Genomic DNA, 18,451 nt, shown 5'->3' with positions numbered 1-18,451 from the left:
GTCTTAATATAGTATACTCTCTTCTGTCTCTAAGTCAAAGAAATGCGCTCGATTCATATCAAAGGCCAGAGTCATCTCTTGTCCCATCTTGACATCTTGACGGCTGTGGACAATGGCCTTAATCGCCTCATCCCCCACCTCTGTGTGGATGATGTACTCAGCACCCAAAAGCTCGGCCACCTTGACTGGAGCCTGGATTTGAGCTTTGGGATAGGTTTCTAGAACCAGCGGATCGTTTGAGATGTTTTCTGGTCGGATTCCCAAAATGACCCGCTTGCCAGCATAGCCCTTTTCTTTTAGGCGGGCATATTGGCCTTCTGACAAGGCAAAGTGGGAGCCATTGTCGGCAATGAAGTCGCCCATACCAATCGTTCCCTTGAGGAAGTTCATGGTTGGAGCACCGATAAAGCCGGCCACGAAGAGATTTTTGGGATTTTCGTAAATCTCCTTAGGAGCAGCTATTTGCTGGACAATCCCTGCATTCATAACCACAATCCGATCAGCCATGGTCATGGCTTCTGTCTGGTCATGGGTGACATAGATAGTCGTTGCCCCGAGCTGCTTATGAATACGGATAATCTCCGCCCGCATATTGCCCCGCAATTTAGCGTCCAGATTAGACAGGGGCTCATCCATGAGAAAGACCTTAGGAGAGCGGACGATAGCCCGACCCAGGGCCACCCGCTGTCTTTGTCCTCCGGATAAGGCCTTGGGTTTTCTGTCCAAGAGGTTGGACAGGCCTAAGACTTCCGCGGCCTCCTTGACCTTCTTGTCAATCTCTTCCTTAGAGACCTTATTGAGCTTGAGGGAGAAGGCCATATTGTCATAGACAGACATGTGAGGATAGAGGGCATAAGACTGAAAGACCATAGCGATGTCTCGGTCCTTGGGTTCAACATCGTTAACCAAGGTCTGACCGATATAAAATTCGCCTTCAGTAATATCCTCTAGACCCGCAATCATGCGCAGGGTGGTTGACTTTCCACAACCAGACGGGCCGACCAGGGCAATAAACTCCTTGTCTGCCACTTCCAAATTAAAATCTTGTACGGCCTCAAAACCGTTATCATATCTCTTATAAATTTCCTTTAACGATAGGGTTGCCATAGTTATCCTTTCTTTTTCAAGCGACTATTTTCGCGTCGATAAATCCTTGTCAAATCTAATAAACTCGCCTCTACTTTTGGACTTAGTTGGTCAGCAGTCATCCGCCACTGCCAGTTGCCTCCAATAGTTGAAGGGAGGTTCATTCGAGCCCAGCCATCTAGTTCTAGCAAATCCTGCATGGTCGCAATGGCCATAAAGCTGACCGAGGCAAAGATGGTCCGCAACATAGCATGGGGAACTGTTTCATATTCCTTGCGGTTGGTGTAGCGGGCCATGTAGGTCCTGTCCTCGTCCTTGATTTCCTGATTGTACCAGCCTAGGACGGTATTATTGTCATGGGTCCCGGTGTACATGACCGAGTTGTTGCTAGCCAGGTGGGGACTATCAATGCTTTCATCATCTGGATTAAAGGCAAATTGGCAGACCTTCATACCTGGGAAGCCCGTCTTTTCACGTAGCTCAATCACTTCATCGGTCATAAAGCCCAGGTCTTCGGCAATGATATTTAAATCGCCCAACTGGTCCTTGACGGCCTTAAAGAGGGCATAGTCTGGTCCCTTGACCCATTTACCTGTCGCTGCTGTCTCGGCGTCTGCTGGAATTTCCCAGTAGGACTCAAAACCACGGAAGTGGTCAATCCGCACGACATCATAGATTTTAAAACTTTCTCTAAGACGGTCGACCCACCATTGGTAACCATCCTCGTCCATGGCCTGCCAGTCATAGATTGGGTTGCCCCAGAGTTGGCCATCCACTGAAAATTCATCTGGTGGAACACCGGCCACTGATGAGGGACGCCCCTCTTGGTCGGTCTTGAAGAAATGAGGTTGGGCCCAAACATCACAGCTATCGGCTGCAACATAGATTGGCATGTCGCCAACAATTTCAATCTGCTCTTGATTAGCATAGGCCTTGAGGCTTAACCACTGCTTAAAGAAGAAATACTGGCTTACTCGGTGAAAATCCATCTGATTGGCCAATTTTTGGCGGTAGTGCTCCAGGGCTTCTGGTTGCCGTAAACGAACAGCCTGATCGGGCCATTCAGTCCAGGCCTTGAGGTCGAAATGTTCCTTGATGGCCATATAGTCGACAAAGAGCTCTAGCCAGGCTGCATTTTCTGCTAGGAAGAGCTCATAGTCTGCCAAATCTCCCCGCTCCAAAAAGCGCCCAACGGCGGCTTCCAAAACTGGTCTGCGGGCCTTGAAAATCTTGGCATAGTCTACTCTGGTCTCATCTTGGCCAAAGTCTAGCCCCTCTAAGTCCTCTTCCTTTAATAAACCTTCTTCTAGCAGGAGGTCAAAGTCAATAAAGTTTGTATTCCCTGCAAAGGCTGAGAAAGATTGGTAGGGGGAATCCCCGTAACTAGTCGTTCCTAGGGGTAGGATTTGCCAGTAGCGTTGCTTGGTCCTAACTAAAAAATCCACAAATTCATAGGCACTTTTCCCAAAAGAGCCAATCCCATACTTATTTGGTAGGGAAGAAATGTGCATCAATACACCACTTTGACGTTCTTTCACTCACATCACCTCAATTATTTTACTCCAGTTTAAGTCCACTCGCAGTGAAAACGTTTGCTTTGATTTGATTATAGCTGTTTTTTCTTTCAAATGCAACCATTTTTTGATTTTTTTTGCTTTTCCAACAGAAAAGGCTCCTCCCTTGTCCTTTTCTACTATAAAATAAGCAAAGTGGACTTTATCGGTCAAAGTGACTAAAAAAATTTTTACAAAACTCTTGCAAGCGTTTTCTATTTGTGATATACTTTGAGTAGTTTAAGAAAACGTTTGCGTAAACTACTTAATTTATCTTTACTTTTTTTTATTCTTAGGAGGAATAATCTTATGAAAAACAAAGCCTTGAAAAGTGCTGCGGTATTAGGAACTGTTGCCCTAGCTGGTTTGCTTTTAGCTGCTTGTAATAACAAGTCATCAAAAGACGCTGCTTCAGACAAGAATGTCACTGTTTATGTCGAAGAGCAATACAAGGCCTACATGACCAAAGCTGCTGAAAAGTTTGAAAAAGAAAGCGGCTCTAAGGTAACGATTAAGACTGGTGACCAGTTGACTGGTTTGGACAACCTTTCTCTTGATAACCAATCCGGTAAGGCGCCAGATGTCATGATGGCACCGTACGACCGCGTAGGTAGCCTGGGAACAGATGGACAATTATCAGAAGTAACCTTGAATAAAGATAGTAAGACAGACGACACAACCAAGGCCTTGGTAACTACAAGCGACAAGGTTTACGGTGCCCCTGCTGTTATTGAAACCCTGGTTATGTACTATAACAAGGACCTAATCTCCAAGGCTCCAACTACTTTTGCAGAAGTAGAAGAATTGGCCAAAGATAGCAAGTACAACTTTGACGGCGAAGCTGGAAAAACAACTGCCTTTTTGGCTGACTGGACCAACTTCTACTATGCTTATGGACTGCTAGCTGGTAACGGTGGCTATGTCTTTGGTAAAGACGGTAAAGATCCAAAAGACATCGGACTGGCTAACGAAGGCTCCATCAAGGGAATCGAATACGCTAAATCTTGGTATGAAAAATGGCCAAAAGGTTTACAAGATACAGAAGGCGCTTCTAACCTGATTCAAACCCAATTTACCTCAGGTAAGACTGCTGCTATGATTGATGGTCCTTGGAAGGCGTCTGCCCTCAAAGATGCCAAGGTTAACTACGGAGTTGCAACCATTCCAACTCTGGCAGATGGCAAAGAATATCAAGCCTTTGGTGGTGGTAAGGCTTGGGTCATCCCAGCTGGTTCTAAAAACCCAGATGCTGCCCAAAAATTCATCGACTTCCTCACCACAACCGACCAACAAAAAGAATTCTACGATGCAACCAATGAAGTTCCTGCTAACACAGAAGCTCGTGCTTATGCCGAAGGCAAGAACGATGAGTTAACGTCAGCTGTTATCAAACAATTCAAGTCAGCTCAACCAATGCCAAACATCTCTGAAATGAGTGCTGTTTGGGACCCAGCTAAGAACATGCTCTTTGATGCTGTAAGTAGCAAGAAAGACGCTAAAACTGCTGCTGATGAAGCTGTTAAATTGATCAAGGAGACCATTGACCAAAAATTTGGTAACAAATAAAAGAAATTGAGGCGATAGAACTCGATTGGCAGCTCCAGTCGAGTTCTATTTTCTGATACTAGTCAAGGAAAAGTAAAATGAAGGAGACCCACAGGCTAGGCTAAGAGGCCACCTTTCAATCCTGCCCCAAGGCTAATCTTGATTGAAGGGGTATCAGAGAGACGCTTGCTATCAAGAATTTCAAAGGAGACTCTAATGACGAAAGAACAAAATCCAAGTAAAGCATTGCTGCTCTCCCTGGTCCCGGGACTTGGTCAAATCTATAATAAACAAAAAGCCAAGGGATTTATTTTTCTGGCTGTCACCATTGCCTTTCTGGCCTATTTTTTCCTAGTCGCCCTCGGTGAGTTGAGCAATTTGATTAGTCTAGGGGAGGTACGCGGTCGAGATAATTCGCTCTTTATGCTGATTCAGGGCGCCTTTCATCTCATTATCGTCTTTGTTTATCTCATCTTCTATGCCCTCAACCTCAAGGACGCCTACAGTACAGCCAAGCGCTGGAACAATCATTTACCTGTCGCGACTTCTTTCAAGGATATGACCAAGGAGGTCTATGCCAATGGTTTCCCTTACTTGCTCATTATTCCTTCTTACATTGCTATGACCTTTGCCATCATCTTCCCGGTTTTGGTCACCCTCTTAATCGCCTTTACCAACTATGACTTCCAGCACCTACCTCCAAGCAAGTTGCTGGACTGGGTCGGTCTGACTAACTTTAGTAACATTTGGAAATTGAGCACCTTCCGCTCAGCCTTTGGTTCGGTTCTGTCTTGGACCATCATCTGGGCCCTGGCGGCTTCTACCCTCCAAATCGTAATTGGAATCTTTACAGCCATCATTTCCAACCAACCCTTTATCAAGGGAAAAAGAATCTTTGGTGTTATCTTCCTGCTCCCTTGGGCAGTGCCTGCCTTCATTACTATCCTTACCTTTAGTAATATGTTCAATGACTCTGTCGGAGCCATCAACACCCAGGTCCTCCCTCTCTTGGGCAAGGTCTTGCCCTTCCTCAATGGGCATCTCATCCCTTGGAAGACAGACCCAACCTGGACCAAGATTGCTCTGATTATGATTCAGGGCTGGCTGGGCTTCCCTTATATCTATGTCTTGACCCTGGGGATTCTCCAGTCTATTCCTAATGATCTCTATGAGGCAGCCTATATCGACGGAGCCAATAGTTGGCAAAAGTTCCGCAATATTACCCTGCCGATGATTTTGGCAGTGGCGGCCCCAACCCTAATCAGCCAATACACCTTTAACTTCAACAACTTCTCCATCATCTACCTCTTTAATGGCGGTGGTCCGGGGACTGTTGGGGGTGGAGCTGGCTCGACCGATATCCTGATTTCCTGGATTTATCGTCTAACCACAGGAACGGCTCCTCAATATTCAATGGCAGCGGCTGTCACCCTGATTATTTCCATTATTGTTATCGGTATTTCGATGATTGCCTTTAAGAAACTACACGCATTTGATATGGAGGACGTCTAAGATGAATCATTCTATAAAAACCAAACGTCGACTCAATCATTTTTTGACCTACCTCTATCTAGTTGTCCTATCTATCATCATCCTCTATCCCTTGATGATTACCATCCTATCCGCCTTCAAATCGGGAAATGTGGTCGCCTTCAAGCTGGATATGAATGTCAACTTTAGTCTGGACAACTTTGTCAAACTTTTTACCGAAACCCTCTACGGGACTTGGTATGTCAACACCTTGATTGTGGCCTTCTTGACCATGATTATCCAAACCAGCATCGTTGTTCTGGCTGGTTATGCCTACAGTCGCTATAACTTCCTGGCTCGTAAGCAAAGTCTGGTCTTCTTCCTTATTATTCAAATGGTACCGACTATCGCTGCCCTTACTGCCTTCTTCGTTATGGCCCTCATGCTCAACGCTCTCAACCAAAATTGGTTCCTCATCCTCCTATATGTCGGTGGAGGAATCCCAATGAATGCTTGGCTCATGAAGGGTTACTTTGATACCGTACCCATGTCACTTGATGAGTCGGCCAAGCTTGACGGGGCGGGACACTTCAGACGTTTCTGGCAGATTGTCCTTCCTTTAGTAAGACCCATGGTGGCCGTTCAAGCCCTCTGGGCCTTTATGGGACCTTTCGGAGACTATATCCTCTCTAGTTTCCTGCTCAGGGAAAAAGAGGTTTATACCGTTGCTGTCGGTCTTAGAACCTTTGTAAGTGACTTGAAAAACCTACAAATTGCCTACTTTGCAGCAGGGGCGGTCCTAACTGCCCTCCCCATCTGTATCCTTTTCTTCTTCCTGCAAAAGAACTTTGTATCTGGTCTAACCAGTGGTGGAGACAAGGGATAAAATCTGAAAGAGCGGAGCTAGCAGGTCTTTCTCACAAGACTAGCTGGTCCCGCTTTTTGCTACCCTCTAACTAGGCTAAAAGAGGAAAGCAAGCCAGATTTCGGGTACCTTTAAGCTAGCAAGGCTAGACCAGAGCAAAAAAACAACAAACTGATAGCCAGCCCCATAAAGTGTGCAAAAAAGCGGGCAAGGCAGGTTGAAATGGGAGGTTATAAAAGACTAATTTTCTAGTCCATTTAGGCATGCAAACGTATGCACAATTTTCAAAAATAAGGTATAATAGAAGCAAACGTTTACAAAATAGAAAAGAGAGACCTATGTTACCCTATCCTTTTTCTTATTTCTCCAGCATTTTCCCTTTCAAGGCCAGCTTTAAAAACCGGAAAGTCCTGACCTGGTTTCAAATCATCTTTACCAGTCTGTTCTTGATTTCCCTCTCCTTGATTCCAGTAGCCCTGCAAAACGCAAGCAGGACCAGCTATCCCTTGGAAACCTTTATCGATAAGGTTTATGAGCCCTTAGATGGGCAGGTCATGCAGGATATAAGGGAGAATATTCAAATAAAAGAAGGGCAGCTCAGTTATAACGGCCAAAATCCTATCCACAAAAATCAGGCAGGACAAGTCCTTCTGGGCCAGGATTCTCAAAGTCTAGGTCAGGACTTGACCCTGACTTTTGGACCAAACCAACTCCTGATCAGCAAGCAAAAAAAAGAGCTGGCCAGGATTTACTACCGTCAGATTAAGCAGGCTGATTTAAAGGATAAGGCCAGTCTTAGCAAAGCCATTTCCCAGGCTTGGTTTCAGGAAAACCGGATTATTATCAACCTCTTTATCCTTCTGATTTCTGCCGGTCTCTTTACCCTCAACTTCCTTATCTTAACGGTCGGAGCCAGCTTCTTTCTCTATCTGACCAAGAAATCTCGACTCTTTGCCTTTAGGACAATCAAGGAGTGCTACAACTTCACCCTCAACTGCCTAGGCCTTGCAAGCATCATCAGTCTCATCTGCGGACTCTTTGGTCAGGCCCTGCCCACTATGATTACCATTCAAAATATTCTCTTTGTCCTGTATCTGGTCCTAGTCTTTTATCAGACCCATTTTCAGGATTCAGATAACTAGGAGGTTAGCATGCGTGTTACTATTAAAGATGTTGCCAAATTAGCCAAGGTTTCTCCCTCTACCGTCACTCGGGTTATTCAAAATAAAAAGACTATTAGTGAGGAGACCAAAAAGAGGGTCCGCAAGGCCATGAAGGAGCTCAACTACCATCCCAATCTCAATGCCCGTAGCCTGGTCAGCAGTTATAGCCAAGTTATCGGCCTGGTATTACCCGATGACTCCGATGCCTTCTATCAAAACCCCTTCTTTCCTTCGGTCTTTCGTGGCATTGCCCAGATTGCTGCCGAACACCACTACGCTATTCAAATCGCAACTGGCAAAGACCAAAAAGAACGGCTGGAAGCCATTTCTCAGATGGTCTTGGGTAAGAGAGTAGACGGTCTCATCTTTCTTTATTCCCAAGAAAATGATCCCCTAATCCAGCTAGTCACAGAGGAACAATTCCCCTTTTTAATCCTGGGCAAGTCCCTCTCTCCCTTCACTCCCTTAGTGGATAACGATAATATTCAGGCTGGTTTTGATGCCACCCAATATTTTATCAAACAAGGTTGCCAACACATCGCCTTTATCGGCGGAAGCAAGAAACTTTACGTGACCCAGGATCGCTACAAGGGCTACCAAAAGGCCCTGAGCGACTACCAACTCAGCCACGACCCACAAAATACCGCCTTTGCCAGCGAATTTTTGGAAGAGAAGGGCTACCAATTTATCAAGCGCCTCCTTAAGCACAATCCCCAGATTGATGCAGTCATCACCACAGATAGCCTACTGGCCGAAGGAGTCTGCGACTATCTGGCAGAAAAGCAACTAGCCATCCCGACCCTGTCCTTTGACTCGATTAACCCCAAGCTCAAACTAGCAGCCTATGTCGATATCAATAGTCTGGAGTTGGGGCGCACCTCCTTTACCACCATTTTACAAATCATCAATGACTACAAGGAAAACCGCCAGATTTGCTACCGACAACTTATTCCCCATCGCCTGATTGAGCGATAATAGAAAGGATTGCCATGGCTTTACGCAGATTTCAAGCCTATCTCGATGATGAAAATCTTATTCATCTCTATCTAGACCAGAAAGAGGCCGATTCAGACCTTGATTTTGTCTTAGAAAATCAAGAAGTCAGTCTGCCTCTGACCATCAAAAAAATAGAAAAAAAGGACCAGCAGCTCGTCTATTCCTTGACCTGTCCGCAAAAGTTTGACTGGACCCAGTCTTACCAGGTCTTGGACCAGGACCGCAATAGGTGCCGGCTCTTATTTGGAAAATTGGTGCGTCAGCCCAGTTTTGACGCTTATTTTGACTATGCAGGCGATGATTTAGGCAACCAATACAAGCCTGAGGCCACCCGTTTTAAACTCTGGGCTCCCATTTCCGAGCAGGTCCTCTTGCGCCTCCAAGCCCCCGACCAAAAAGAAATGGTCTACCCTCTGCAAGGACCCCAAAGAGGAGTCTGGTCTCTGGAAGTGGCTGGCGATTTGGAGGGCTACCGTTACACCTACCTCCACAAGGTCAACGGAGATTGGCAGGAGGTCCACGACCCCTACGCCCTCGCCTCAACAGCTAATTCCGGCGCCAGCTTTGTGATTGACCCTAGAAAGCTCCTTAGTCCTGACCAAATCGGGCGGGCCCAAAGTCAGCTCTCACCAAGCAAGGCCTTTATCTATGAACTAAGCATTCGGGACTTTTCCATGCAAAAAGAGGCCGGCTTTCAACACCCAGGCAAGTTTCTGGCCATGACTGAGTCTCCCCAAGTCCAGGGCGAAAAACTGGGCTTTGCCTACCTGAAAAGCCTAGGCATTAGCCACGTCCAAATCATGCCCCTCTATGACTTTGGCAGCGTAGATGAAGTCAAACCCCAAGAGGTCTATAATTGGGGATATGACCCTGTCCAGTACAATATCCCAGACGGAAGCTTTGCCAGCAATCCCCACGACCCCTACTGCCGCATTTTAGAATTGCAGGAAATGGTGGCCCGCTACCACCAGGCCGACCTCAGCCTGATTATGGATGTCGTCTATAACCATGTCTACGAAGCGGACTCTTTTGCCTTTGAAAAGATTCTCCCCGGCTACTTCTATCGCTATCAGGAGAATGGGGAAAAGACCAATGGGACCTTCTGCGGCAACGATGTAGCTAGCGAACGCCGCATGGTCCGCCGCTACATCAAGCATTCCCTCAAGCAGTGGCTGACCCTCTATGGCTTTGATGGTTTTCGCTTTGATTTGATGGGCATTCTCGATAAGGAGACCATGCTGGAAGTGGCTAGCGAGCTAAAGGCCCTCTATCCCAATGTCTACCTCTATGGAGAGGGCTGGGATATGGCGACAGGCCTAGCCAGAGAAGAGCTGGCCCACCAATTCAACGCCAATCAGCTAGCAGCCTATGGCTTCTTTAGCGATCATTTCCGCAATAGTATCAAGGAAACCATTGCAGGCGGTCGGGCTATCCAGGCTGACAATAATTTCCAACTCTTAGAAAATGTCTTGACTGCCAATCTAGGCCTGAAAGGAGCCAGCCATTTCCTGGAGCCCCAGCAGGCCATCAATTATACAGAATGCCATGACAATGCAACCGTCTTTGACTATCTGAAACTGGAAAATCCCCAGATTAGTCCCAGCCAGCGCTTGGCAGGCTCCCGCCTGGCCCTCCATTTGGTCTTGCTGGCCCAGGGAGTTCCCTTTATCCACAGTGGCCAGGAGTTCTTCCGCAGTAAAAATCTGATTGACAATAGTTACAACCTGCCCGATACCATCAATCAACTAGACTGGCAGGCTAGCCTGGAGCATAAAAAAGACATCGACTTCTTCCGCCAACTAATTGCCTTTAGAAAGGCCCATCCGCTCTTGAGCCTTGAAAGTCGCTCGGCTATTCTTGAAAGTTGCCAGTTGACCTGGCTAAATGATCAGGTCCTCGACTATCAAATTAAGCAGGGCACTGAAAAGATTCGGATTCTAATCAATTTTGGCGACCAAGAGCAGGTTTATCAGAATGAGGAGGCCGAAGCCCTCTACATCAGCTACCCAGCCATCAGCCTCAAGCAACCCTTGGAAAGACCTGCTGCAAGCTATAAGGTTCCGCCCCAACAGTTTATCCTCCTCAAGGCTGACTAGACTAGCCCCCAGAAACCTAGTTAGCTAGACATCCGCTTCTCGTCTGCATTTTAGTTGGGCAAAAGCATCTTCCTAAATAAAGATAAAACTCCGCCAGACCCTAAGGTTTGACGGAGTTCTTGTTTGAGATAAGCGAATCACCTGTCCTCTTCGACAAAGCGCCCGATAATATGCACATCCTCAGCCACCGAAACAAAGGCCTGGGGATCTGTTTTTTTCATGATGAATTTAAAATCATTAAACTCCGCTCGAGTGATGACCGTAATCAAAATCGTTTTCCTTTCATGATTATAGGTCCCCTCAACACTGGAAATCATGGTTGCCCCCCGGTGGAGCTTATGGTGAATCTTGTCGATAACCTGATCGGGCTTACTGGTGATAATCATGGCCTGCATCCGCTTTTGCTTGGTAAAGACCGCATCGGTCACCCGACTGGAGACAAAGATAGTAATCATCGAGTAAAGGGCATAGGTCCAACCAAAGGTCAGGCCAGCAATAACCATAATCGTCCCATTGACTAAGAGGGAGATATTACCCACATTGCGGCCTGTTTTTTTCCGAATGGTCAGGCTGACAATGTCGGTCCCACCACTGGAAATATTATTCTTCAGGGCATAGCCAATCCCCATTCCCATCACGACCCCACCAAAGAGAGCATTGATAATCGGGTCCTTGGTCAGGGTCACCTCTGGCAAGAGCTGGATAAAGAGCGAGCTCATCGAGACAGTAATAAAGGTGAAAATGGTGAATTTATGGCCAATCTGATACCAGGCCAAAATCATCAGGGGTACATTGATTAGGTAAAAGGTCACTGAGACCGGAAGGGCCAGACCGATAATACTGCGACTTAGCGCCGTCAAAATCTGGGCCAGACCCGTCGCCCCACTCGAGTAGACATGACCAGGTTGGAAGAAGAAATTGACTGCCACTGCCGATAAGAAACCATAGACAATAGAGGCAGAAATCTTCTCATCATACTTCTCCCTGGAAATGCTCTTAACTACCGCCAGCAATTTAAAATTGCGGGCAAACTTGTGTAAAAAATAACGGAATCGTCGATATAATCTAGTCTTTTTCATATTCTTCCACTTGTAGACTGAGCTCGGCCAACTGTTTATCGGCCACTGGGCTCGGAGCCTGGGTCATGGGATCACTGGCCTTGTTATTCTTAGGAAAGGCAATGACTTCTCGGATATTGTCTTGGCCTGCCAGAAGCATCACTAAACGGTCCAAGCCCAGGGCCAGGCCACCATGGGGTGGAAAACCATAATCCATAGCCTCTAGCAGGAAACCAAACTCTTGCTCGGCCTCTGCTTGACTAAAACCAAGGGCCGCAAACATTCGCTCCTGGAGCTTTCGCTCATTGATCCGTAAACTACCACCACCCAGCTCATAGCCATTGAGAACAATATCATAAGCACAGGCCCTTACCTTGCTCAAATCTCCCTCTAGCTCGTGACTTGAGTTCTTTTGGGGTAGTGTGAAGGGGTGGTGGGCACTCATATAGCGACCTTCCTCATCTGACCATTCAAACATCGGCCAGTCCACCACCCAGAGGAAGTTAAATTGATTCTTATCAATTAGATCCAAGTCCTTGGCCAAACGATTTCTTAGGGCTCCCAAAGTATTGTTTGCCACCTCTAAGCTATCTGCCACAAAGAGGACTAAATCATTATTTTCTAGCTGTAAAGCTTCTGTCAACTTACTTGACAGGTCTGTCAAGAACTTGGCAACAGGTCCAGCCAACTGCCCCTCATTAAACTTAAGCCAGGCCAGACCTTTGGCTCCATGTTGCTTGGCTTGCTCTGTCAACTTATCAATATCCTTGCGGGAGTACTTATCTGCCGCATTTTTGACCACAATCGCTTTTACCGCAGGTGCTTGAGCGAATACTTTGAAGTCACTGCCCTTGACAAGGTCTGTCAAGTCCTGGAGCAGCATCTCAAAGCGGGTATCTGGCTTGTCTGAACCATAGACATTCATGGCCTGGTCATAGGACATCCTAGGCAAGGGCAGGCTCAAATCTAGTCCCTTGACTTCTTTCATAACCTTGGCTAATAGCCCTTCGGTAATCGTCTGAATTTCCTCCTCATCGAGAAAGGAAGTCTCTAGATCCACCTGGGTAAATTCAGGCTGGCGATCCCCCCGCAAGTCCTCATCGCGGAAGCACTTAACGATTTGATAGTAGCGGTCAAAACCAGCATTCATCAAAAGCTGCTTGGTAATCTGGGGACTCTGAGGCAGGGCATAGAAATGACCCTGACTAATCCGACTAGGAACTAAGTAGTCACGCGCCCCTTCAGGCGTTGACTTGCTCAAAAATGGCGTTTCCACATCCAGAAATTCCAAGTCGTCCAAATAGTTACGAATGCTGTGGGTCACCTTGGCTCTCAACCTCAGATTTTCTAGCATCTCTGGCCGCCGCAAATCTAGATAGCGATAGCGCAGACGCGTATCATCATTGATTTCAATCCCATCCTTAATCTCAAAAGGCGTTGTCTTGGCCTTGTTTAAAATGACCAGCTCCCTAACTTGAAGTTCCACCTGACCAGTCGCTAGCTTGGGATTGGCTTGCTCACGCGCCTCAACTCGACCAGTCACCTCTACCACATACTCTGTCCTTAGACTTTCTGCTTCCTGCATCAACTCAGAACTGACTACTTCAGGATTGATGACCAACTGCATAATCCCTTCTCGATCCCGTAAATCTAGGAAAATCAGACCACCCAAGTCCCGCCTACGGGCAATCCAGCCCTTCAAGGTCAGTTCTTGACCGACATGTTCACTCCGAACACGCCCAGCATAGATAGAACGTTTCATCTCTTTTCTCCAAACTTTTAATTCTTCTACTATTTTACCATAAAAGAGCCCAAAAGAATGCCCAGCCGAGGGAAAATTTGACTAAATATTCCAGCCAATAAAAGGATCTGTCAGAAGGGGAAAGCTAGTCCTTGGACTGGCTTGTTAAGAGTAGGCTTAGTGTGGCAAGTAAGAAAAAGATAAGCCAAGTGACCGACATATTCCAGCTAGCAACTAAGCTGAAAAAGGCTGTCCCGACAGGAAGAGACAGGGTGAACAGTAGGGAGAGAAAATTGCTAGTCTGTGCCAACACATGGGAAGGAAGATTAGCCAAGAGCATCGAATTGATTTTGGGATTGACCTTGCCCGTCAAATAGCTAGCAAAAGCAAGGATAAAAATACCTAGTAGAGGAGGAAAAGATAAAAGATTAAAGAGGCCAACTAGGCTAAAAATCAGGGCGTTCATCCTTACCAGACTGCTCAAAGATTTTTTAGAAAAATAATCATGCGGAGTCAAACTGCCCAGTAAAATACCGCCTACCAAAATGACCTCAACTAAAAGCAGAGACTGACTATAAGTCAATCCAAGCAAGGCTTGGTCGATTAAGAAAATATTATAGACCGCTGCAATAGAGCCACCAAGTGCATTCAAAAAGAGAATAGCAAGTAGAAGCTGAATAAAATTGGGCGTCCCTGACTGGTGAAAAATGTTCCTGATATTGTCAAACATGAGACTAAATCGTGCTCGCAAGGTTTGCTTTTCCTCCTTCTCATGAACAACCTTCTCATAAGTCAGGTCTTTTTTAATAAAGAGCAAGACAAGCGAAGAGAGCAGGAAAGATAAGGCATTGATCAGAGCCACCATAGCGAAATTATTGGCCGAAATGGTGAGTAACCAGACTCCGAGGGCTTGGCCAGCTAAGTTACAGATATAGGTTAGAAATTGGCTAAAAGAGTAGGCCTCCATCAAATCTGCCTGGGCAATATTTTTTTGAATAATTGGTAGGCGAAGTCCATTAGCAAAATCCGACAAGACATCGCTAATAATATTTAGTAAACAAACCGTAGAAAATACCAGCAAACTTGCTTGGTTGATAAAGAACGCCATAGCAGCAAACAGCAAGGCTTGGATAAATCCTGTGGCAATCAGCCACTTGCTCTTCTGCTTGCTTTTGTCCGCTCGCATGCCGACCCAGACTGTAAATACGGTCGGAACTACCATGGTGATATTAGCAATGCCAATCAGTAATTTTGACTGGAACATATTGGCAGCGTAAATAACAAAGATAATATTGTAGAGCGATGAGCCCATAGAATTTAGTAAACGCGATAGGGTTAGAAAACCATATAATCTATTTCTAAATGCTAGTTTCATGTTTGCCTCCTTATATTTATTAAAAATATTATAAAGGACATTTCTTCCTAGCAAGATTTTGTTGAATATATTCAAAAAACTCTTATTGATGTCTCAATAAGAGTCCTCCTTTATCAAATGATTCATATTATCTCTATAATAACTTACAGCTTGTTTGCAATCCAAGGCTTCCAAAATGGAAACAGCTTTTTCCATTTGTTTTAAACCTTTTTCTTTTTGGTCCTGCTTATAAGCCAGAAAACCTTTGGCCCACATGTAGATAATCCGATGATAGGTCTCATTTTCTTGATAAAAATTGTCTTGAATTTGCTTATCCAAATAAGCGGCATTGACAAAATCCCTTTCCTCTATACAGAGCAAGAAACCATTGAGGAGCATTGTTTTGACTATTGTTTTATTTTGACTCAAAAGATTGAGAAAATCCGTTTTATGCAACATTTCCCGTGTATATCTAGTGAAAAGTTCGGGTGATAAAGGCGTGGAGCAAACGGAAAAGAGCGTCAGTTCATACCTCCCCCATATTTCCGTGTCAAAGAGATAATTATAAAGAAATTCTTCCTCTTCTACGGTCAACTTCGTCTCTTCTCTGATAGCTTTCAAATGCGCTTTAATCGTTAAGGCATTGACCATCTGAAAACTCTTGTGCTGCTTATGGAATTCTGCTAATTCTAAAGAGTATAATTTCTGCAAGCCTTCATAATCTTGTTTTACTTCTAAATCGTGGATTTTTTCCTGCAACTTTTCGGCCTTACTCTGCTCAGCTCCTCTGACGAGATAGAGATATTCACTGACTTCCGTATGGGTATTTTCCAAAGCAACAAACAGTTTTTGGGCAGAAAGCTCACTTTGCTCATTTTCAAATCTAGAAAGCATGGACGGAGAAAACTCGTCACCAACCGCTTCTGCCAGCGAGATATGTCGTGCTTCTCTTAATTTTTTAAATACTGGTCCTAAATGTTCCATTATACCACCTCTCTCATTACAAAAAAACGGCGCAAGAAAAATCTTGGCCGTTTAAAATTTTTTATTTTTGGGCAGAAAGCTATCTAGCAGGGAAGCCGTAAAGAAACGTAGAGCACCGGCTAGTAGACCAAAAATCAGTGACAGGTATTTATAAAAGAAATGCCCCTTGATAAAGTAGGTTAGACTGCCGATAATGATAAACACAAGCAAGGCCTGGATGACAGCCAAAAGAATATTTTTTTTCATGAATCCCTCTTTCTAAATCAAGTTCATTATAAAAGGAAAGTGGGCCCCTGTCAAGCATAAAAAAAGCCACCCGATTTGGTGACTTTTATAGGGAGATTATTATGAAAAAGAAAAGTTATTTAGGAGTATCAGATATCTCATCTGATACTATTAGTATAATCTCCTTAGCTTAAAAGAAACTTAAGCTTCTAAATTTTTTAATACTTGGGCAAAATCTTTTTCAATCTCCTCTAGACTGACTGTGATTTCTTGGCGATTCTGGTTGTTTTTGACCTGAACTTGTCCGGCCTTTATTTCACTTTCCCCCAGGGTAATAATGGTCCTAGCCTTAAAGCTATCAGCGGCCTTAAATTGGGCCTTAATCTTACGATTAAGATAGTCTCGCTCGGCAGTGAAACCTTGATGACGTAGGGCTTGGATGAGCTCCAAAGCTCGGCCATTGGCCTCTGAACCCAGAACAGCTAGATAAACATCCAGTTCCTCTGTAAGAGGCAGGCTGATTCCTTGTTTTTCAAGGATTAGAAGTAGGCGTTCAAGACCCAGCCCAAAACCAAAGCTAGGAGTATCAGGACCACCAAAATATTCAACTAGGCTATCGTAGCGACCACCCGCACAAATGGTTAAATCATTGCCCGCCACATCTGTGATAAACTCAAAAATCGTATGGTTATAGTAGTCCAGCCCACGGACCATGTTGGTATTGATGATATAAGGAATCCCCAGACTTTCCAGGAGCTCCTTCACCTGGTCAAAGTGGTCCTGGCTCTCCTCATCCAAATAGTCCAAAATAGACGGCGCATTCTCCACCGCAACCTTGTCCTCGGGCTCCTTACTATCTAGGACCCGTAGAGGATTTTCTTCCAGGCGACGTTGGCTGTCCTTAGACAGGCTGTCCCGCAGGGGCGTCAAATAATCAATCAGGGCCTGACGATAGGCTGCCCGACTGGAGCTATTGCCCAAACTATTGAGGTGCAGGGTCACATTTTGAATGCCCAGCTCCTTGAAGAGATGGTGGGCCATGGCCATGACTTCTACATCCACTGCTGGATTACTTGAGCCAAAGCATTCTACGCCCAGCTGGTGAAATTCCCGCAAGCGTCCTGCTTGAGGCCGCTCATAGCGAAACATAGAGCCCATATAGTAGAGCTTGACTGGCTTTTGCACCTCTGGGGCGAAAAACTTATTTTCGACATAGGAGCGCACTACTGGGGCTGTCCCTTCTGGTCTTAGGGTAATGTGCCGATCTCCCTTATCATAGAAATCGTACATTTCCTTGCTGACAATATCTGTCGTATCTCCCACCGAACGGCTAATCACCTCATAATGCTCAAAAATCGGTGTACGAATTTCCTGGTAGCGGTACTTCTTAAACGTATCACGCGCCAGCTGTTCCACATACTGCCATTTAGCAGAGTCTTGAGGTAGGATATCTTGGGTTCCTTTAGGTTTTTGTAACTTCATATTTCTATCCTCGGCTTCTTGGTTTAGTATTATTTTACCATAAGTCGAGGAATTTTAGGAGGGCTAGCCGGTATTTCCCAGCTTTCCCCCTAAAAATGCGTTTTCAGAGCCCAAAAAAACTTGAAAAAAGTTTCACATTGTGAGAAAATAAAGTCAACAAATGGAGGGAAAGGAAAGCTTATGAGAGACGATATCAAAATCAATGACCGCGCCGCTGCCCTGTCTGACCAGTTGGTCGAAAGGTTAGAAAAAATCTGTGATCCTGATGTTGAGCTAGACATTTACAATCTCGGCTTGATTTATGAAATCAATCTAGATGAGCTCGGCCACTGCCAGGTCGTCATGACCTTTACCGATACAGCCTGCGACTGTGCTGAAAGCCTACCAATTGAGGTGGTTCAATCACTCAAGGAAATCGAGGGAATTGAATCCGTCTCCGTCAAGGTAACCTGGTCACCCGCCTGGAAAATCACCCGCATCAGCCGCTTTGGCCGAATCTTCCTAGGCATCAGCCCCCGTTAAATTGATTGAAAAATACTTTACCAAGTTTGGCCAAGGCCAAACTTTTTTGTTTTTAAAAAACAGATATAAATATACTCTAAATCCCAAAGCAGAAAAAAGTGAAGAGACGACAAGCAAGGGAAGCAAGCTTGTTAATTCCCCAAAGCAACAGAAAAAGAGAAGCCCGCAAGCTTCTCTTTTCTATATCAATAACCCAACTTTTTTACTGGTTAGAAAAACTAGGACTTTCTAATTGATAAATTGCAAGAAAAAGTGCAACTTTTATTCAACCTCATCTAAAAGTGCCTCTAAAGCTGTTTTGTAGCCAAGAC

15 protein-coding genes are annotated in these 18,451 nt (G+C 45.3%); 7 read left to right on the top strand and 8 right to left on the bottom strand.

Going from position 1 to position 18,451, the window contains the following annotated elements; genetic code table 11:
* Positions 1-3: 3 nt before the first annotated feature.
* Positions 4-1,107 (bottom strand): ABC transporter ATP-binding protein, encoded by a 1,104-nt coding sequence (locus C4K46_RS08220; protein ID WP_209628423.1) that lies wholly within the window; start codon positions 1,105-1,107, stop codon positions 4-6.
* Positions 1,108-1,109: 2 nt separating this feature from the next.
* Entirely contained in the window at positions 1,110-2,624 is a 1,515-nt protein-coding gene (gene malQ / locus C4K46_RS08215; protein ID WP_209628422.1) for a 4-alpha-glucanotransferase, read from the bottom strand.
* Between the two features lie 324 nt (positions 2,625-2,948).
* Between malQ and C4K46_RS08210 the strand changes: the two genes are divergently transcribed.
* The 6 genes from C4K46_RS08210 (at position 2,949) to pulA (ending at position 10,774) form a co-directional block, all read left to right on the top strand.
* Positions 2,949-4,205, top strand: a complete 1,257-nt coding sequence (locus C4K46_RS08210) for an extracellular solute-binding protein (RefSeq protein ID WP_209628421.1) — start codon at positions 2,949-2,951, stop codon at positions 4,203-4,205.
* Positions 4,206-4,400: 195 nt separating this feature from the next.
* A complete protein-coding gene (locus C4K46_RS08205) occupies positions 4,401-5,696 on the top strand; it encodes a sugar ABC transporter permease (protein ID WP_209628420.1) in 1,296 nt (431 codons plus the stop codon).
* A 1-nt stretch (position 5,697) separates the two neighbouring features.
* Positions 5,698-6,540 (top strand): sugar ABC transporter permease, encoded by an 843-nt coding sequence (locus C4K46_RS08200; RefSeq protein ID WP_209628419.1) that lies wholly within the window; start codon positions 5,698-5,700, stop codon positions 6,538-6,540.
* Between the two features lie 317 nt (positions 6,541-6,857).
* Positions 6,858-7,661, top strand: coding sequence for a DUF1189 family protein (locus C4K46_RS08195; protein WP_209628418.1), 804 nt, complete (start codon positions 6,858-6,860; stop codon positions 7,659-7,661).
* A 9-nt stretch (positions 7,662-7,670) separates the two neighbouring features.
* Positions 7,671-8,657 (top strand): LacI family DNA-binding transcriptional regulator, encoded by a 987-nt coding sequence (locus tag C4K46_RS08190; protein WP_209628417.1) that lies wholly within the window; start codon positions 7,671-7,673, stop codon positions 8,655-8,657.
* 14 nt (positions 8,658-8,671) lie between these two features.
* On the top strand, positions 8,672-10,774 hold the full coding sequence (pulA, locus tag C4K46_RS08185; RefSeq protein WP_209628416.1) for a type I pullulanase: 2,103 nt from the start codon (positions 8,672-8,674) through the stop codon (positions 10,772-10,774).
* A gap of 137 nt (positions 10,775-10,911) precedes the next feature.
* Here pulA and C4K46_RS08180 read toward each other — a convergent pair whose 3' ends face one another.
* The 6 genes from C4K46_RS08180 to hisS all read right to left on the bottom strand — a co-directional run bounded on the left by C4K46_RS08180 (position 10,912) and on the right by hisS (position 17,618).
* A complete protein-coding gene (locus C4K46_RS08180; RefSeq protein WP_209628415.1) occupies positions 10,912-11,853 on the bottom strand; it encodes a YitT family protein in 942 nt (313 codons plus the stop codon).
* A complete protein-coding gene (aspS, locus tag C4K46_RS08175) occupies positions 11,840-13,594 on the bottom strand; it encodes an aspartate--tRNA ligase (protein WP_209628414.1) in 1,755 nt (584 codons plus the stop codon). Before aspS ends, C4K46_RS08180 begins: the two co-directional genes overlap by 14 nt.
* Before the next feature lie 124 nt (positions 13,595-13,718).
* A complete protein-coding gene (locus tag C4K46_RS08170; protein ID WP_209628413.1) occupies positions 13,719-14,948 on the bottom strand; it encodes an MFS transporter in 1,230 nt (409 codons plus the stop codon).
* 93 nt (positions 14,949-15,041) lie between these two features.
* Positions 15,042-15,911 carry a helix-turn-helix domain-containing protein gene (locus C4K46_RS08165; RefSeq protein ID WP_209628412.1) on the bottom strand — a complete coding sequence of 290 codons (870 nt, stop codon included), beginning with the start codon at positions 15,909-15,911 and terminating at the stop codon, positions 15,042-15,044.
* Positions 15,912-15,962: 51 nt separating this feature from the next.
* Positions 15,963-16,157, bottom strand: a complete 195-nt coding sequence (locus C4K46_RS08160; RefSeq protein ID WP_209628411.1) for a hypothetical protein — start codon at positions 16,155-16,157, stop codon at positions 15,963-15,965.
* Positions 16,158-16,337: 180 nt separating this feature from the next.
* A complete protein-coding gene (hisS, locus tag C4K46_RS08155; RefSeq protein ID WP_209628410.1) occupies positions 16,338-17,618 on the bottom strand; it encodes a histidine--tRNA ligase in 1,281 nt (426 codons plus the stop codon).
* Positions 17,619-17,798: 180 nt separating this feature from the next.
* Here hisS and C4K46_RS08150 point away from each other — a divergent pair, with 180 nt between their 5' ends.
* Positions 17,799-18,140 (top strand): metal-sulfur cluster assembly factor, encoded by a 342-nt coding sequence (locus tag C4K46_RS08150; protein WP_209628409.1) that lies wholly within the window; start codon positions 17,799-17,801, stop codon positions 18,138-18,140.
* The last annotated feature ends 311 nt before the right edge of the window (positions 18,141-18,451 follow it).

Origin of the sequence: Streptococcus oricebi (assembly GCF_017883985.1) — a bacterium.
Classification (GTDB): domain Bacteria; phylum Bacillota; class Bacilli; order Lactobacillales; family Streptococcaceae; genus Streptococcus; species Streptococcus oricebi.
The sequence above is the reverse complement of the archived record's forward strand: the minus strand, read 5'-3'. Positions and strand labels throughout refer to the sequence as shown.

What these genes read in the sequence shown, in the direction of transcription:
- C4K46_RS08220 (WP_209628423.1), bottom strand. Translation starts at nt 1,107, where the DNA reads ATGGCAACCCTATCGTTAAAGGAAATTTATAAGAGATATGATAACGGT.
- C4K46_RS08210 (WP_209628421.1), top strand. Translation starts at nt 2,949, where the DNA reads ATGAAAAACAAAGCCTTGAAAAGTGCTGCGGTATTAGGAACTGTTGCC.
- C4K46_RS08205 (WP_209628420.1), top strand. Translation starts at nt 4,401, where the DNA reads ATGACGAAAGAACAAAATCCAAGTAAAGCATTGCTGCTCTCCCTGGTC.
- C4K46_RS08200 (WP_209628419.1), top strand. Translation starts at nt 5,698, where the DNA reads ATGAATCATTCTATAAAAACCAAACGTCGACTCAATCATTTTTTGACC.
- C4K46_RS08195 (WP_209628418.1), top strand. Translation starts at nt 6,858, where the DNA reads ATGTTACCCTATCCTTTTTCTTATTTCTCCAGCATTTTCCCTTTCAAG.
- C4K46_RS08190 (WP_209628417.1), top strand. Translation starts at nt 7,671, where the DNA reads ATGCGTGTTACTATTAAAGATGTTGCCAAATTAGCCAAGGTTTCTCCC.
- pulA (WP_209628416.1), top strand. Translation starts at nt 8,672, where the DNA reads ATGGCTTTACGCAGATTTCAAGCCTATCTCGATGATGAAAATCTTATT.
- C4K46_RS08180 (WP_209628415.1), bottom strand. Translation starts at nt 11,853, where the DNA reads ATGAAAAAGACTAGATTATATCGACGATTCCGTTATTTTTTACACAAG.
- aspS (WP_209628414.1), bottom strand. Translation starts at nt 13,594, where the DNA reads ATGAAACGTTCTATCTATGCTGGGCGTGTTCGGAGTGAACATGTCGGT.
- C4K46_RS08170 (WP_209628413.1), bottom strand. Translation starts at nt 14,948, where the DNA reads ATGAAACTAGCATTTAGAAATAGATTATATGGTTTTCTAACCCTATCG.
- C4K46_RS08165 (WP_209628412.1), bottom strand. Translation starts at nt 15,911, where the DNA reads ATGGAACATTTAGGACCAGTATTTAAAAAATTAAGAGAAGCACGACAT.
- C4K46_RS08160 (WP_209628411.1), bottom strand. Translation starts at nt 16,157, where the DNA reads ATGAAAAAAAATATTCTTTTGGCTGTCATCCAGGCCTTGCTTGTGTTT.
- hisS (WP_209628410.1), bottom strand. Translation starts at nt 17,618, where the DNA reads ATGAAGTTACAAAAACCTAAAGGAACCCAAGATATCCTACCTCAAGAC.
- C4K46_RS08150 (WP_209628409.1), top strand. Translation starts at nt 17,799, where the DNA reads ATGAGAGACGATATCAAAATCAATGACCGCGCCGCTGCCCTGTCTGAC.